Source organism: Pseudogracilibacillus amylolyticus (SeqCode) (genome assembly GCF_051918545.1).
Classification (GTDB): domain Bacteria; phylum Bacillota; class Bacilli; order Bacillales; family Amphibacillaceae; genus Pseudogracilibacillus.
Map to the genome: position 1 here is coordinate 1 of NZ_JBPPZG010000100.1, position 14,477 is coordinate 14,477.

17 protein-coding genes and 1 pseudogene are annotated in these 14,477 nt (G+C 34.2%); 2 read left to right on the forward strand and 16 right to left on the reverse strand.

The window, feature by feature from the left end; all coding sequences use genetic code 11:
- Positions 1 to 387 precede the first annotated feature (387 nt).
- The 7 genes from ACPYKA_RS11935 to ACPYKA_RS11965 all read right to left on the reverse strand — a co-directional run bounded on the left by ACPYKA_RS11935 (position 388) and on the right by ACPYKA_RS11965 (position 5,699).
- Positions 388 to 1,614, reverse strand: coding sequence for a tyrosine-type recombinase/integrase (locus ACPYKA_RS11935; RefSeq protein WP_269411393.1), 1,227 nt, complete (start codon positions 1,612 to 1,614; stop codon positions 388 to 390).
- Positions 1,607 to 1,813: a DUF3173 domain-containing protein gene (locus tag ACPYKA_RS11940; protein WP_269411392.1), complete on the reverse strand. Its 207-nt coding sequence runs from the start codon at positions 1,811 to 1,813 to the stop codon at positions 1,607 to 1,609. The genes ACPYKA_RS11935 and ACPYKA_RS11940 overlap by 8 nt, the downstream gene beginning before the upstream one ends.
- Before the next feature lie 404 nt (positions 1,814 to 2,217).
- Positions 2,218 to 2,445: a helix-turn-helix domain-containing protein gene (locus ACPYKA_RS11945; RefSeq protein ID WP_269411391.1), complete on the reverse strand. Its 228-nt coding sequence runs from the start codon at positions 2,443 to 2,445 to the stop codon at positions 2,218 to 2,220.
- On the reverse strand, positions 2,438 to 2,869 hold the full coding sequence (locus ACPYKA_RS11950) for an RNA polymerase sigma factor (RefSeq protein WP_269411390.1): 432 nt from the start codon (positions 2,867 to 2,869) through the stop codon (positions 2,438 to 2,440). The genes ACPYKA_RS11945 and ACPYKA_RS11950 overlap by 8 nt, the downstream gene beginning before the upstream one ends.
- A gap of 564 nt (positions 2,870 to 3,433) precedes the next feature.
- A complete protein-coding gene (locus tag ACPYKA_RS11955) occupies positions 3,434 to 4,015 on the reverse strand; it encodes an ABC transporter permease (protein WP_479542503.1) in 582 nt (193 codons plus the stop codon).
- Between the two features lie 17 nt (positions 4,016 to 4,032).
- Positions 4,033 to 4,791: an ABC transporter permease gene (locus ACPYKA_RS11960; protein WP_269411388.1), complete on the reverse strand. Its 759-nt coding sequence runs from the start codon at positions 4,789 to 4,791 to the stop codon at positions 4,033 to 4,035.
- Positions 4,788 to 5,699, reverse strand: coding sequence for an ABC transporter ATP-binding protein (locus ACPYKA_RS11965; RefSeq protein ID WP_212925851.1), 912 nt, complete (start codon positions 5,697 to 5,699; stop codon positions 4,788 to 4,790). The genes ACPYKA_RS11960 and ACPYKA_RS11965 overlap by 4 nt, the downstream gene beginning before the upstream one ends.
- A gap of 160 nt (positions 5,700 to 5,859) precedes the next feature.
- On the opposite strand from ACPYKA_RS11965, the gene ACPYKA_RS11970 reads away from it, so the two are divergent.
- Positions 5,860 to 6,582: a response regulator transcription factor gene (locus ACPYKA_RS11970; RefSeq protein WP_269412465.1), complete on the forward strand. Its 723-nt coding sequence runs from the start codon at positions 5,860 to 5,862 to the stop codon at positions 6,580 to 6,582.
- Positions 6,579 to 7,997 (forward strand): sensor histidine kinase, encoded by a 1,419-nt coding sequence (locus tag ACPYKA_RS11975; protein WP_269411387.1) that lies wholly within the window; start codon positions 6,579 to 6,581, stop codon positions 7,995 to 7,997. Before ACPYKA_RS11970 ends, ACPYKA_RS11975 begins: the two co-directional genes overlap by 4 nt.
- Positions 7,998 to 8,258: 261 nt before the next feature.
- Here the strand turns inward: ACPYKA_RS11975 and ACPYKA_RS11980 are convergent, their stop codons facing one another.
- The 9 genes and pseudogenes from ACPYKA_RS11980 to ACPYKA_RS12020 all read right to left on the reverse strand — a co-directional run.
- Positions 8,259 to 8,516, reverse strand: coding sequence for a hypothetical protein (locus ACPYKA_RS11980; protein WP_269411386.1), 258 nt, complete (start codon positions 8,514 to 8,516; stop codon positions 8,259 to 8,261).
- A 204-nt stretch (positions 8,517 to 8,720) separates the two neighbouring features.
- Positions 8,721 to 8,996 (reverse strand): iron-sulfur cluster assembly accessory protein, encoded by a 276-nt coding sequence (locus ACPYKA_RS11985; protein WP_269411385.1) that lies wholly within the window; start codon positions 8,994 to 8,996, stop codon positions 8,721 to 8,723.
- A gap of 52 nt (positions 8,997 to 9,048) precedes the next feature.
- The gene (arsA, locus tag ACPYKA_RS11990; RefSeq protein WP_269411384.1) at positions 9,049 to 10,818 is read right to left on the reverse strand and encodes an arsenical pump-driving ATPase; all 1,770 of its coding nucleotides are present in this window, start codon (positions 10,816 to 10,818) and stop codon (positions 9,049 to 9,051) included.
- An 18-nt stretch (positions 10,819 to 10,836) separates the two neighbouring features.
- Positions 10,837 to 11,199, reverse strand: coding sequence for an arsenite efflux transporter metallochaperone ArsD (gene arsD, locus ACPYKA_RS11995; RefSeq protein ID WP_040980467.1), 363 nt, complete (start codon positions 11,197 to 11,199; stop codon positions 10,837 to 10,839).
- A 41-nt stretch (positions 11,200 to 11,240) separates the two neighbouring features.
- Positions 11,241 to 11,660, reverse strand: a complete 420-nt coding sequence (arsC, locus tag ACPYKA_RS12000) for an arsenate reductase (thioredoxin) (RefSeq protein ID WP_040980465.1) — start codon at positions 11,658 to 11,660, stop codon at positions 11,241 to 11,243.
- A gap of 14 nt (positions 11,661 to 11,674) precedes the next feature.
- Positions 11,675 to 12,973, reverse strand: coding sequence for an arsenic transporter (locus ACPYKA_RS12005; protein WP_479542504.1), 1,299 nt, complete (start codon positions 12,971 to 12,973; stop codon positions 11,675 to 11,677).
- 16 nt (positions 12,974 to 12,989) lie between these two features.
- Positions 12,990 to 13,334 carry an ArsR/SmtB family transcription factor gene (locus ACPYKA_RS12010; protein ID WP_479542505.1) on the reverse strand — a complete coding sequence of 115 codons (345 nt, stop codon included), beginning with the start codon at positions 13,332 to 13,334 and terminating at the stop codon, positions 12,990 to 12,992.
- 92 nt (positions 13,335 to 13,426) lie between these two features.
- The gene (locus ACPYKA_RS12015; protein ID WP_479542506.1) at positions 13,427 to 13,624 is read right to left on the reverse strand and encodes a hypothetical protein; all 198 of its coding nucleotides are present in this window, start codon (positions 13,622 to 13,624) and stop codon (positions 13,427 to 13,429) included.
- 56 nt (positions 13,625 to 13,680) lie between these two features.
- Positions 13,681 to 14,477, reverse strand: a pseudogene (locus tag ACPYKA_RS12020) (glutamate synthase); the annotation flags it as partial.

The window sequence follows — 14,477 nt, forward strand, 5'->3', positions numbered from 1 at the left end:
AGATGGTAGAATTTTTGATAGGGAACCATATCATTATCCATTTTTTTGTACGTTTAAGGCTAAGATAAACACTGGCAAATAAGGCGTTCTCTCTTCAAATCAAGTTAGCTAGTTTATTCCCTACCAAAATTCAACGATAAAAAAAATTCCCTACCAAAATTTTTTCTTGGTAGGGTTTTTGGTAGGGAACTATATCTTTTTTACCTTATTTTGTCCATTTTGGCTCAAGATAAATGCTGTTAAATCAGCGTTCTCTCACCAAATCAAGTTAGCCTCTTATTCCCACTCCAAGATTGCAGGCCTCTTCAGAACGTTGTTATATCAACGTTTATCGTACTTAAAAATCTTTTTGGCGGGGATTCTGGCGGAACTTTGGTATTTTAGTGATTATCCACTAATTACTTTCTTATTACTTATGGCTTGATTGCCGATAAATGATACACCTGATTTTTGTGCTGTTTGAATGGTAATATTCCCTGCCATTTCTTCGGCAATGAGTTCATCCACGCCTGACCACATGTGCGAATAATGCTTTAATGTAATCTCTGGACTCGAATGACCCAAGCGTTTTGATAATATTAAAACAGAGACATTAAATTCATTAATTAAATACGACGCATGCGAATGTCTTAAACCTTTTGCTTGAACTCGATGGACATTCGCCAGTTTGGCAAACCGGCCAATAATTCTTGAAATGGTTGATTTAAGCATTGGCATTCCATCGTAACTAAAAACGAAATCATGAATACCAATCTTTGCTTGTCGTGCTTTCCACTCTTTTAAAATTTGGATGGTATCATCATCTAAAGAGATAATGCGTTTACCATCGGCTGTTTTTGTATAATTTTTACGTGTCCAAGTGGTTTTATTCTTAATATACAAGGAATGATGGATTCTTAATCGTTTATTTTTAAAATCTACGTCTTCCCACCATAAAGCTGTTCCTTCATTTACACGTATCCCAGTCATGAAATATGTCCATAACATCACAAAACACAAATGTTCATAAAAATTATCTACATAAATCTTAGAAATGACTTTCTCAAACTCTGTTTTCGTCCAGTATGGGATGTTCGACTTCCCTTTTGGGATGGCTTTCACCTTTTTAGAAATATTAACCTCTAAATATTGCATCTCAACCGCCATATCTAAACTTCTACGAAATATACCAAATATTAAACTGGCATATGCTTGAGAAAAACCCGCACCGTCATTGGATAATAACCATGTACGGTATCGTTGGACATCTTCAATACTAATGGATCTCAGTTCGATGTTCCCAAAACGATCTTTGATGTTTTCTAATATTCCTTTTCGTGCGATAAAAGTACTTTCTTCCACTTCCGTTTCATAAGCGGGGATATAAACAGTATCCATAAATTGACCATACGTCATATGGTAGTTACTATATCCATTGTATTTCAGGTACTCATTTTTTACCCGTACTAATTCTTTATATGCCGCTTTAGCAGAAGTAAATTTCTGACCTTGCTGATTTTTTCGCCCTTTCTTTCGAAGACGTTTACCAGTAATACGGTCTGTACCGAGTTCAGTCTCATAATAAAATTGCCCTGATGAATCTACATATACACCTGTATATTTTGTTTTAGCCATGACTGTTTTCCTCCGATTCTAGTTCACATCCTAGAATCGATTCAACGGTCATTTTGGGTACACAGCCTAATCGTTTATTATTATAAAATGGATACCCTTGTTTTACCATGATTTGCTTGGCTTGTCTAATAATTCGTATCGAAGTATATTTGGGATATCCAAGCTGAATTAAATCATCTTTTGTAATCAGTTCCTTCATTAATATATACCTCCCTTTTCATTAACAGAAGAATACATACTAGAAATGACTGTTTTCTAATTTACTTAAAAATCAGACGGCTGTTGGTACAGCTCCACGGGAATTTCACCCCTGCAAGTATTTCTTCCAGCCCTACTCATAGCTTGCGACGCTTTGAACGCTCGAACCATGATGGTAAGGGAGTATCATTATCCTAACTGATGCGTCATCGCCAGTAATTTACCACAATTACCTTAGATTCATTGGTTAACGCTCGTTTCTTTAGAAAGTCATGGCGCAAGAATCAAGTAGCTCGTCATCAGAAGAACGTATCTGATTTTGGTTTATAATGCACGGTATTATCTTTCCGTACTTTCTTTGTAAAAGATCAACCAGATTCAAAAACGTTTTGCATGATTGTGAGATTAATGTAACTTAAATTTGGTTACGGCAGTAATCAGCTTAAGTTCTAACCTTTGTTTCCATTCATCGTCTACTATATGAGCAGTCTCTCCATTTTCTTCTACTATTTCGTGTTGAACTAACGTAACAATGTAACCTTCATAATGTTTTAAAACTTGTCCCATTGCTTCTGTATCACCCAGTACTGCCATTGAGATAACTGAATAAGGAAGTAAGGTAGATTCACTCATCTTCATGCTCCTTTAAATAGTTTTTAATCTTTTCTAACGCCTTCTTCTTGTGGTAATAAACGGTCGCCCTGGCTATTCCTAATTCGTTGGCAATTTCAGTATCACTCATTTCTAAGAAAAAGAAGCACAATACAATAAGTTGATTACGTTCTGGTAAAGATTGAATAGCATTCGCAATCAAAAAATCTTTTACTTTGACGGCATATCCATTTAAGAAAAAATAATGGACATCAGTTTCATAGGTTTCATACATGCTAAGTTGATTGAGTTTATCTTGACTTAAAGCAGATAAGATAATCAAGGTTTTATTCTGCCTGTTGATTTCACGATAAATATCTCTTGCAGCATTTCTCAAAACCGTTTTACAAAATGAATCAAATTGACGTCGGATTACGCTTTGTGGCACAGGTTCGTTTGTTACCATTTTTATCACCTCCCTTCTGTCAGACAAGGTTCATTGCCATTCCGCACAACTAACACGATTGGAAAGTGCATTTTGCAGACAAAATAGAAAAAAAAGACCAAAAACTCTAAGAATTGTTTGATCTAAATTTAGGAAATATAAAAAAATTAGATAGAAATACGGAAATTCAACAAATAAAAAACAGCGGCATATTAAATCAAACCGCTGTTTTTTTTCATTCTTATTGATAATTTAATTTTTAAAATTTTCTTTTAAATATTTTGAACAAAATAAAATAAAAGTAACCAATTCAAAATAACCTCATATATGAATTATTCTTAAAATCTTATCCTTAAGGATTATTAATACCCCTTCACGTAAGTTTCATAACTGTTTCTCTTATGATAAAATATTAAATTGTATCTCTTTTAGCAAAATTCCTTAACCCATAACCAAGTAAGATTGAAAAGGTCACTATCAATAAACTATAGAATAAAAGGTATGATTGAATGGGTGACTCGTCTTCCGGAGACATTGCTAACATTGGCTGCGTCCATGGGTAAAATTGACCTAATGGTGTGCTTGCTACAATAATCGCTGGTAATGTAAAAAAATCGCTGGTAATGTAAAAACAATCGTAACTGCAAGTGGAATACCAAAGGTTTTAGAACGGATTGATACAATCAATTGTAAAACCACCAAGGGCAGACATGCCAATATACCTCTAATCATATATCCCAATAATGTAAAAACCGGTAAATTTCCATCCATCCCGATTAAATATCCAAAACTAATAAATAATATCATTAGGATAAGCATGGTAATGACAATCATTCTGATAATAGTTAAAAATTTCCCAAAAAATATATTTGAATGACTAATTGGTAATGCTAATAGTTGTTTCCACCCACCTCCAACATGTTCACTTCTGCAAATAAGAGCGGCATATACCCCAACCAATATAGGTAATACAAACGGCCCCATAAATAATGCAACTTGTGTCCATGCCTCAATCCAAGCATTATCCCCTGGATTCATAAATAAATCATAATTCTTAAAAAAGTTGATATAAGCTAGAAATACTCCTAATAATGGACCAATAATATAAATTAGCCACATTTTAGATCTTTTTAATTTTAATCGCTCAACATATAAAATATCCTTCAACATAACCCCTCCAGTTCTTATTTGACTTCTCGTTTTGCAAATTGAAATGATCCGAGAACCAATAAGATAATACCTAAACAGAAACTGATAACAAGATAGGCTGAAAGATCCTGGTTATAGCCTAAACCTTCATATTGCAAAATAACTGTCGATGCTTGACTAGGGTAAGCTAAGGGGAACCATCTAGTCGTTTGTGCAGCTGCTAGAAAAAGACCCATCATAGATGAAATTGCCCCAATCAGTATTGAAAAAGCCTGATTTTTTATTGTCATGGATAACCAAAACTGTACTGACATGATTGGTAAAATAACTACCAACATACTATAACTATCTCCAATCAAAAGCTTCCAAGGAGTGTTCCCTTCAAACCCCAACATATTTCCTAGCAAAAACATACCGAGCATAAAAATAGTGGTTGAAAAGAAAAGGCTAATAAAAAGCCAACTAAACTTACTTAAATAAACTCTTACTCTTGATATTGGTAGCGACAACGTCTGTTTCCATCCATTTGCTTGATGTTCAACATTTGCTATAACAGATGCTGCAAGTGTTACAGCTAAAGGAAAGCCCAGTCCGAATAATAAACTGTTATCATACAATAAATAGGTCCACATTGAATCAGCTTGGAACATTTCAGCCTGCTTTGCTACAAAATCTCCTCGATAAGTGAGATTTACTAGTTCATAAGCTAAGATAAGAAATGGAACCAATAAAACAATAATTGGCAATGAGGAACGTTTCAATTTAATTTTATCGGCCTTTAGTAAATGTTTCATAGGCTACCCTCAGTACCTGTTAATTCTAAAAAGATATCTTCCAGTGACTTTGTAACTTCTTCCAGACGATAAACCGATATCCCTGATTGGACAAGAGTTGCATTGATTTCAGATACAAATTCAGGTTTTGTTTCTTCCAACCATAAATAATCATTTTTCCATTGCGAACTTATTCCTTTTCCTTTTAATATAGAATGTGATTCTCTACCATCGCTGACACCAACTTTTAATATTGGCTTACGTTTATGCCTTAAGCGATCAATGGAATCTTGAAAAATCATTTTACCGTTATTGATAATCCCTACCTCAGTTGCCATTTGATCTATTTCGCTTAATAGGTGACTAGATACAAGAACGCTCATTCCAGATTCAGGTAATTGTTTAATTAGTTCACGTATTTCTTGTATTCCAGACGGGTCCAAACCATTAGTTGGCTCATCTAAAATTAATAAATCTGGCTCACTGAGTAATGCGGAAGCAATACCAAGTCGCTGTTTCATTCCAAGAGAATACTCTTTTGTTAATCGATTTGCTACTTTGGTTAACCGGACAATTTCCAGGACTTCATGCACTCGTTTTTCAGGTATATTACGCAATCGACGAACTGCTTCTAGATTTTCACGCCCCGTTAAATTACCATAATAAGTTGGTGACTCTACCAAAGAACCAATTCGCTGTAATATTTGAATGCGGTTTTTATTAAGATTTTGATTAAAAATTTTAATATTACCTTTTGTTGGCTTAATTAACCCTAATAGCATTCGTATAGTTGTCGTTTTTCCAGCACCATTCGGGCCTAAAAAACCATAGATTTGACCACGCTCAATACTCATGTTTATTCCGTCCACAGAAATATTTTTCTTAAACTTTTTTGTTAGATTATCAGTGACAATAATTTGATCATTCATTCTTTCCTCACCTCTCTTACTAATATCATAATCGAAATTTCCTAAACGCTAACATAACTCTTTCTTAACATCTCCTTAACAAGCGTGTAGTCTTTTACAAAGCCATTAATTGTCGTGTAAAATAATAGAACAATGAAAAAGGAGGACAAAAATTTTGCAAATTAAAACAGAAGACTATTCCATTCTGATTATTGATGATGATCCCTACATTCTAGATTTGTTAACAACAGTCTTTGAAAAAGAAGGTTTTCAACATATTTTTAAAGCAAGCACAGGAGAGGAAGCGAAGTTTCAAACAACTAAAAATAATCCGGATATTCTTCTATTGGATGTTATGTTGCCTGATACGGATGGATTCACTCTTTGCAGCCAACTTCGTTCATACACATCTGTTCCTGTTTTATTTCTGACGGCTAAATCAACGGATTTAGACAAACTGCAAGGATTTAGTATTGGTGGAGACGATTATATTACGAAACCTTTTAATCCTCTAGAAGTTGTTGCACGAGTAAAAGCTCAATTAAAACGTTCCAACCAATTAGAATCAAACCAATTAACGAAAGCAGTATATGATTACGGCTTTTTTAAAATAGATTCAAATAAAGGAAAGTTAACAGTTAAAGGAAGACAAGTAGAATGTCCCCTTTTAGAACTGAAATTATTACTGTACTTTTGTGAACACCCTAATCAAGTTTTAAGCAAACATCAAATTTATCGTGATGTATGGGGTGAGTATTATGGAGGCGATAACACAGTAATGGTTCATGTTCATCGTTTGCGTGAGAAATTGGAAGAGAACCCAAGTAACCCCCTATTGATTAAAACTGTTAGAGGACTAGGATATATTTTTGAATTGGATACAACAACAAAGGAATCATCATGAAACTAAAAAATAGAGTAGCGTTTTATTTCGTATCACGACTCTTCTGGTTAATCGTTATTTGGGGTCTATTAATTGGAGTAAGTATTATTCTTTTTAGTTTTTTTCTTAGGCACGATCAAACAGAGACATCAAGATTATCAATTGAAGCTATAGCAAATAATACGGTAATTCAAAATCAAGAAATTGACATTCATAATTCCGTAAAAGAGGACTTACAAGACAATGATATATGGCTACAGGTATTAGATGAAAATGGGAACGAATTTTTTTCATTTAATAAACCAAGAGAAATTCAAGTACATTACAGTCCTGGAGAATTAGTTTCTGATTATATTTATCCAGCAAATAATAGTTATCAGTTATCAACTTGGTTTGAAACTATTAATGGCCAAGAAGTAACATGGGTAACAGGAAAGCCAATAACAAATAATAATCCATTTTTTTATTGGGCAAATAATTTGTGGATTGTTTCTATCATTGTAATTGGTATTATTATTGCTATATATTTCGGAAAACAACTAGGAGATCCCTTATTATTCGTGATGGAGTGGATTGAAAATTTATCAAAGGGAAATTATGAAGAACCCTCTAACTATTTAAAGTTACATTCAAAAAATCATAAGCAAAATAGAGGAAAACACAAAGTTTATAAAGAACTAATAATGGCACTGTCTAACCTCACATCTAATTTAAAAAAGAGTCAAGTAGAAAGAGAACGATTAGAAAAGACAAGAGAAGAGTGGATGGCAGGGGTATCCCATGATTTAAAAACTCCATTATCTACTATCAAAGGTTATACAATGCTTATAGCTTCAGGCGAATACAATTTGAGAAAAGAGGAAGTACGTCGCTTTGCAGAAACAATGGAAGAACGAGTTGCGTATATGGAGCAATTGATTGAAGACTTTAGTTTAACCTTTCAATTAAAAAATGGTGCTATCCCCATAAAATTTGAAGAAATAAACCTAAAGCACTTTATAAAAGATATTCTAGAACAAATGAAGAAACTTCCTAAAGCAAGTAGTCAAATATTTTCTTTAGAAACGAGTAAGGAGCAAATACTATCTGATATAGATACAAAATATTTAAAAAGAGCCTTCGAAAATTTAATTGCAAATTGTATCAAGCATAATCCGCCAAAAACTAAAATCAAAATCATACTATATGAAGAAGCAGAAAAAATTCATATTACCATACAAGATGATGGTATTGGAATGAATCAAGAAACCGTTAGTCAATTATTTGATCAGTATTTCCGTGGAACAGATTCTTCTTCTGATAATTCTGGAATTGGTTTAGGCATGGCAATTGCAAAGCAAATTATTTTAGCACATCAAGGAAACATAGTAGTAAAAAGTAAAATGAATATAGGAACTCAATTTCACATTATATTACCACGTAGACTAAAAGAATAACCGTTAAGATTAAATTGAAAAAGAAAATAAATAACAAAAATATTAAAACAGCACGTATTCAAGCTTATTGTTATTTAGAGAGAATACGTGCTCCGTACTATAAGAGAATAAAATAGGCTTATGATAAATTATGCTTCATTTATGTATCATTCTTTGCTGCCATTGAGATTACCAAATAAGAAAACGGTATGTTATTTCCTTTTATCGTACCAATCAAGCAAATTCATCACTAGCACATTTCTTATTTCTTCTATGCTACAACTAGTTAATTGCCCCCTCCTTTAAAAAATATAAGCATACTTGATTTTCAACATAACCAGATACTTTAAATTGTAAATCTCTATAATAATTTCCGTTTCGCACAACATTAGCTTGAATTACTAGAGGAGATGAAGCTAGTACTAAACCACCGTGGTTATCCGGCTTTGAAACCACTGCAATCCTAGCTCTTAAAGGATATTGGTTTCTTTTAACAGCCTCTACACTTGCAAAAAAAGTTTTAGCATCTTCTGTTATCAATACTTTGGTTATTATTTGTTTACTATTTTTAATTTTTCTTAATTAAATTCACAAATTCCATAAAAATCTATTTATTCAGCAAACATCTCAGATTAGTTTTGTATTCTCCTCAAAAATTGTATTGCAATTAAAACCAAAACGCCTATCAGAATTCTTCACGAATTTTGATAGGCGTTTTATCTAATCAACTATTCTTTTTAATTTTTAACAGCAGTTACTTGCACCTAACAATACCAGTCCTTCGCCATTTTGACTTTCCTCTTTATCTAATGTTAGTTCCTCTGTTCCAGTAATCTGTGCATCAATGGCTACTTGTATTCCATTGATCGTTTCCATCTTATCATTTGATTGAGGTGTATCTAAAGATAATGCAAATTGTGGTCCGCAGCAACCAACTACTGAAGACAGGCGTATGCCCTCCACATTATTCTCTGTTAATACATTTTCCAACAATTGCTTGGCAGCATCAGTAATCTTCATTAAAGTTCCACTCCTATCCTTTTATTAAACTTTTAAAATAATTTTCATAGTGCTACTTGGTGTAATCTTTTAGCTTCTCATAGCCTACTTTTTCTTCACTAAGCCAAGGAATAATGGCACACCTATCAGTTAAATTTTGATTAACTTCATGAATCCATTCACTTTCTGAGGCAGCTTTGCCTTTTAAAATAGGATCAATTGTATCAGTGGCAAATAAACTTTGATTAATTACCCACCATTTGGGATTGATATTCGCACGTCTTAAATCATCTTGTAATCTTGACGCTTCTAATACAGGGGTAGCTTCCGCTAAAGTTGTAATTACAACAGAAGTTTCCTTTGGGTTTCGAATTTTAGGAAGTAGTTTGGTTACACTTTCTGGCACTTCACCAGTAGACCTAGCTATTTCTTTACTATACGACTGTGCTGCATCTAATAGAAGCAAAGTATGCCCTGTAGGAGCTGTATCAATGACAATAATTTCATTCTCCGATTGAGCTACTACTTCAGCAAATGCACGAAAGACTGCAATTTCCTCAGTACATGGTGAATTTAAATCCTCTTGTAAATAAGCCAGACCTTCTTCATCTAAATCCTCACCAGCATTAGCTAATACTTCTGTTTTATATTTTTCTACTTCATCTTTAGGATTAATACTACTAATTGTTAGATTCTGATTTAATTCGTAGTTTTGGAATTGGTGTTGCAAATGAGCCGCAGGGTCGGTTGTTGTTAAGTGAACACGATGTCCTTTTTCAACCAAACCAACGGCAATAGCAGAGGCAACCGTAGTTTTCCCTACCCCTCCTTTACCCATCGTAAAAATGATCCTGATATTACTTGATGAGAAATCACTTATTACATTATTTAGATTGGGGAGTTCTCCTATTTTATTCTCCTGATTTTCCTCTGATACTGGAATGACGTGTTCTTTAAATAAATATCGTAAATTCTCAATTCCTGTTAAAGAATAGGAAACAAATGGTAACGAATAACTTACGGTTTGTTTTAAATTAACTGGCATCTGATTTAAAGCATCTCTTTGCCTTTGATAAAAAGCTGTTGATACTTCATCACCCTTCATGTAATTTTGAAGAAGACCATTAACAATAAGTGTTTGATTTTTTATACCAATCTCTTTAAGTTCTTTGGACGCTCGGTCTGCCTCCATTAAAGATGAAGTATCAGGTCTTGTTACTAATATAAGTGTTGCTTTAGTTGAATCTGAAAGAACCTCAACGGTATTGGAATATAAATTCTTCTTATCCCCAAGTCCAGATAAAGGACCCAAACAAGAAGCACCATGCGTACTTTCTTCTAAGAATCCGTTCCAAGCTGTTGGCAGTTGTAACAGACGTAATGTGTGACCAGTTGGTGCTGTATCAAAAATAATATGGTCATATTCGTTTGTAATTTCTGTGTTTGTAAGCAACGTTGTAAATTCATCAAATGCAGCAATCTCGACTGTACAAGCTCCTGATAATTGTTCTTCCATTGTTACTACAACGGAATCAGGTAACACCCCACGATATGGACCAACTACTTTTTCACGATAAGCAGTTGCTGATATCTCAGGATCTAAATTACTGGCATATAAATTTTCTACCGAAGGAACTGCTTTCGGAGAATTTATTAAGTCAATCCCAAATACATCTTGTAAATTAGATGCTGGATCGGTGCTGATTAGTAAAACTTTTTTTCCGTTACCCGCTAATTCTACGGCTGTTGCACATGCAGTTGACGTTTTACCAACTCCACCTTTTCCAGTTAAAAATAAAAATTGTGTCTGCACAACATCTTGAGGTTTGAAAGATGGAAACATATTTTCACTTCTTTCTTTTCATTGTTTTTTTAGATTTAATGAAAGTCGGACTTTCGGTTTTTCAGTAAGCTCTTCAGCTTCTACACCCAGCCAATCAGCAAGTTCTTCATTTGTTGGATAGGTTCCAACCTTCGCAACCTGTTCATCTACTAAAACAACAGGCAATGCATCCGGACCTTTTTCATGTAATACACGATTCACTGTTTGTGTTTGAGCAAATTTATCAGGATCATTCGTTAATTGATACCGTTTCACATCAAATCCTTTATTTTCTAAAGAATATACCGCAGACGCTACTCTGGTTAACTCTGGGTCAACTGATGGACCACATACACCTGTCGAACAGCACATTGCCGGGTCAAATATCTCAACTTTTTTCATCTAAAACCCTCCGTTTCATATGAAATAAACATTTGCATACATTATTCTCCTGTTTCCGCAAAACGTTTGATTCTTTCTCCTATTTGGTCACGAACGTTTTGGAATACCATCCATTTTTCCTCTTCATTCCCTTGAGCTTTGGCTGGATCGTCAAACCCCCAATGGTCACGTTTCACTTGTGGCGGCGTCATTGGACATTTATCCGCAGCGTCTCCGCATAAAGTTACTACAAAGTCTGCATTGTTTAAGATTTCCGGGTCAATAATATCGGATGTTTGGTTAGAAATATCAATATCAACCTCTTGCATTGCCTTTACTGCATTTGGATTTAAACCATGTGCCTCAATGCCTGCACTTTTCACTTCCCATACATCTCCAAGATGTTTCTTCGCCCAACCTTCAGCCATCTGGCTTCTGCAAGAATTTCCAGTACATAAGAAATAAATTGTTTTTTTAGACATAATCATTCTCCTTTTTAAAATAGAATCAGTGTTAAATATAGTCCTACTAATGTAATTAATAAGATAGGAAGAGTTAAAATAATACCTGTTTTAAAATAAGTCCCCCATGAAATCTTAACGCCTTTTTGCGATAATACATACAGCCATACTAACGTTGCTAAAGAACCGATTGGTGTGATTTTGGGACCTAAATCTGAGCCGACTATATTCGCATAAATCAGTGCTTCTCGCAGCACACCAGATGTATTTGTTTCCGCAATGGCTAATGCATCAATCATTACGGTAGGCATATTATTCATGATGGATGATAGAAAGGCTGCAATAAATCCCATTCCAACTGTTGCAACAAATAAACCCTGGTCAGCTACTGTTTGAATTATACCTGCCAATGCAGATGTCAATCCGGCATTACCTAATCCATAGACCACCACGTACATTCCAATGGAGAAGAATACAATATTCCATGGTGCTCCTTTAATCACTTCTTTTGTATTAACAGCAGCACTGCGTCTTGCCATGATGATAAAGAAAAACGCAATGATTCCAGCAATAATCGAAACAGGTACGTTGATGAATTCGCTCGTAAAGTATCCAATTACTAATAAACCAAGTACAAACCATGATAGACGAAACATTTTTAAGTCCTTAATCGCTTCACTTGGTGTTCTCAATTTCGATACATCATAATTTTTAGGTATGTTTTTTCTGAAATAAAGTAATAACACCGAAATCGTTGCTACCAGAGAAAATAAGTTTGGAATAATCATTCGTGAAGCATATTCGACAAATCCAATCCCAAAGAAATCAGCTGAAACGATATTAACTAAATTACTAACAATAAACGGCAGGGATGTTGTATCAGCGATAAACCCACTTGCCATAATAAATGGAAAAATCATTTTTTCTTTAAAATTCAAATGACGTACCATTGCAAGTACAATCGGTGTTAAAATAAGTGCTGCACCATCATTCGCAAATAAAGCTGCGACAATCGCACCCAAAATGCTGATATATACAAACATTTTGATTCCATGCCCTTTTGCTATCCTTGCCATATGTAATGCTGCCCATTCAAATAATCCAATCTCATCTAATACTAATGAAATTAAGATGATTGCGACGAATGATAACGTTGCATTCCATGTAATATCAATTACTTCAAGTACATCACTAAATCCCACTACTCCTACGAGTAAAGCAATTACAGCTCCTCCGATGGCAGACCAGCCAATGTTTAAATTCTTCGGTTGCCAAATGACTAGGACTAGCGTTAAAACAAATATTAAGATAGCGAGTATAAGTGTTGCTGACAAAATAAGACCTCCAAACCTAACAACAAGAAATTCGTGTACCTTTCTCTTCTAGTTCTTTTAATTTATCATCTTGATCTGGTAATTGATACAAAATCGGTTTGATAAATGAATAATACTCGCTCTTACTATTGACCGAATAAAATATCCATTGTCCTTTTCTTTCTTCCTTCACTAGCCCCAAATCTTTCAGTTTGCGTAAATGTTGGCTAATGGATGGTTGACTGGACTGAAATATTTCAACAAACTCACAAACACAACACGTTTGTTCATCAATTAATTTCAGCATTGTCAGTCTTGTTTTATCGCCAAGTAATTTTAAAATACTGGCAGCTTTCTCCAATTCGATTGTAGTTTGCAGCATTTGTTTTCCCCCCTTTTTATAAAACAACAATATAAGTATATAACGATACACTTATATATTCAAATAAAAAAATTTAGTGCAAACTTTATTTCCTATTCTTTTAATTCCTCATAGGCTTCCATAAAATGTTGAAAAGAAATGCTTCCAAACGTATTTTCATCGTTACGAAATAGGCGATCAAACGTAATTTCTTTAGCTTTTTCTAAAGTACATTGTCTGCTGTTCATAAGCAACGAAAAATATGCCATAAAGTATTCTTTGCTTAAATCTCCGCCTTTGTTAATAATCATCCTGTTCACCTCCAAAAAGGGAAAGTAAATGATACCTTCCCTTTGATTTTTAAATTTCAGCAACACGAATTGGCAGCATTTAAATTCGTACTACATACACCTGTTTCAGGTAATTCCAATTCTACTTTCTTAGAGGCTTCATAATCACCTGATAAATAAGCTACAATGGATCGAACCTGTTCATGACCAGTTGCCATTAGAAATGTTGGTGCCCGACCATAACTTTTTGCTCCCACGATATAAAAATCTTTTTCAGGTTGTCGCAATTCTTTTTCTCCATGCGAGCGTACTGTTCCGCAACTGTGGATATTTGGATCAATTAAAGGTGCAAGATCTTTAACACTTTCTGTTGCTGTATCAATACTGGTTCTGATCTCACTTAAATTTGAGAAATCTGGACGATTGCCTGTATTGACAACCATTTCATCTATATCTGAAATAGCTTTTAACCCTCCTTGTGATTCTCCTATCAGCTCTATTTTGCCTTCTTTTTCGTGTATACGTTGAATTCTAAAAGGAGTAATTACTTCAAATATATTTGCATCTACTAAGTTGTGTATATGACTTCCTAACGCTCCTCTTGCCTCAAGTGCATCCAGTTCTTCTCCTCCAAATGCCTCTTTTACGCTATTTTTTCTTAAAATCCATATAATTTTTGTTGTAGGATGTTCTTCTTTTAATTTTGCTAATTCTAATAACGAATTAATAGCAGAGTGACCGCTGCCAACAACAGCAACACGCTTGTTTAGATAACGGTCTTTAATGTCTCCAAGAATATCTGGAATGCCGTAAAAAATTTGATTTTTTATATCTTTTTCTTCTTTTAACCATATTCCGTTTGAATTTGCAGGAT

Excerpts from the sequence above, each read along its gene's own strand:
- arsD (WP_040980467.1), bottom strand. The coding sequence starts at position 11,199 with ATGAAAAAAGTTGAGATATTTGACCCGGCAATGTGCTGTTCGACAGGT.
- ACPYKA_RS11950 (WP_269411390.1), bottom strand. The coding sequence starts at position 2,869 with ATGGTAACAAACGAACCTGTGCCACAAAGCGTAATCCGACGTCAATTT.
- ACPYKA_RS11985 (WP_269411385.1), bottom strand. The coding sequence starts at position 8,996 with ATGAAGATTACTGATGCTGCCAAGCAATTGTTGGAAAATGTATTAACA.
- arsA (WP_269411384.1), bottom strand. The coding sequence starts at position 10,818 with ATGTTTCCATCTTTCAAACCTCAAGATGTTGTGCAGACACAATTTTTA.
- ACPYKA_RS11960 (WP_269411388.1), bottom strand. The coding sequence starts at position 4,791 with ATGAAACATTTACTAAAGGCCGATAAAATTAAATTGAAACGTTCCTCA.
- ACPYKA_RS11945 (WP_269411391.1), bottom strand. The coding sequence starts at position 2,445 with ATGAGTGAATCTACCTTACTTCCTTATTCAGTTATCTCAATGGCAGTA.
- ACPYKA_RS11935 (WP_269411393.1), bottom strand. The coding sequence starts at position 1,614 with ATGGCTAAAACAAAATATACAGGTGTATATGTAGATTCATCAGGGCAA.
- ACPYKA_RS11940 (WP_269411392.1), bottom strand. The coding sequence starts at position 1,813 with ATGAAGGAACTGATTACAAAAGATGATTTAATTCAGCTTGGATATCCC.
- ACPYKA_RS11975 (WP_269411387.1), top strand. The coding sequence starts at position 6,579 with ATGAAACTAAAAAATAGAGTAGCGTTTTATTTCGTATCACGACTCTTC.
- ACPYKA_RS12010 (WP_479542505.1), bottom strand. The coding sequence starts at position 13,334 with ATGCTGCAAACTACAATCGAATTGGAGAAAGCTGCCAGTATTTTAAAA.
- arsC (WP_040980465.1), bottom strand. The coding sequence starts at position 11,660 with ATGTCTAAAAAAACAATTTATTTCTTATGTACTGGAAATTCTTGCAGA.
- ACPYKA_RS11965 (WP_212925851.1), bottom strand. The coding sequence starts at position 5,699 with ATGAATGATCAAATTATTGTCACTGATAATCTAACAAAAAAGTTTAAG.
- ACPYKA_RS12015 (WP_479542506.1), bottom strand. The coding sequence starts at position 13,624 with ATGATTATTAACAAAGGCGGAGATTTAAGCAAAGAATACTTTATGGCA.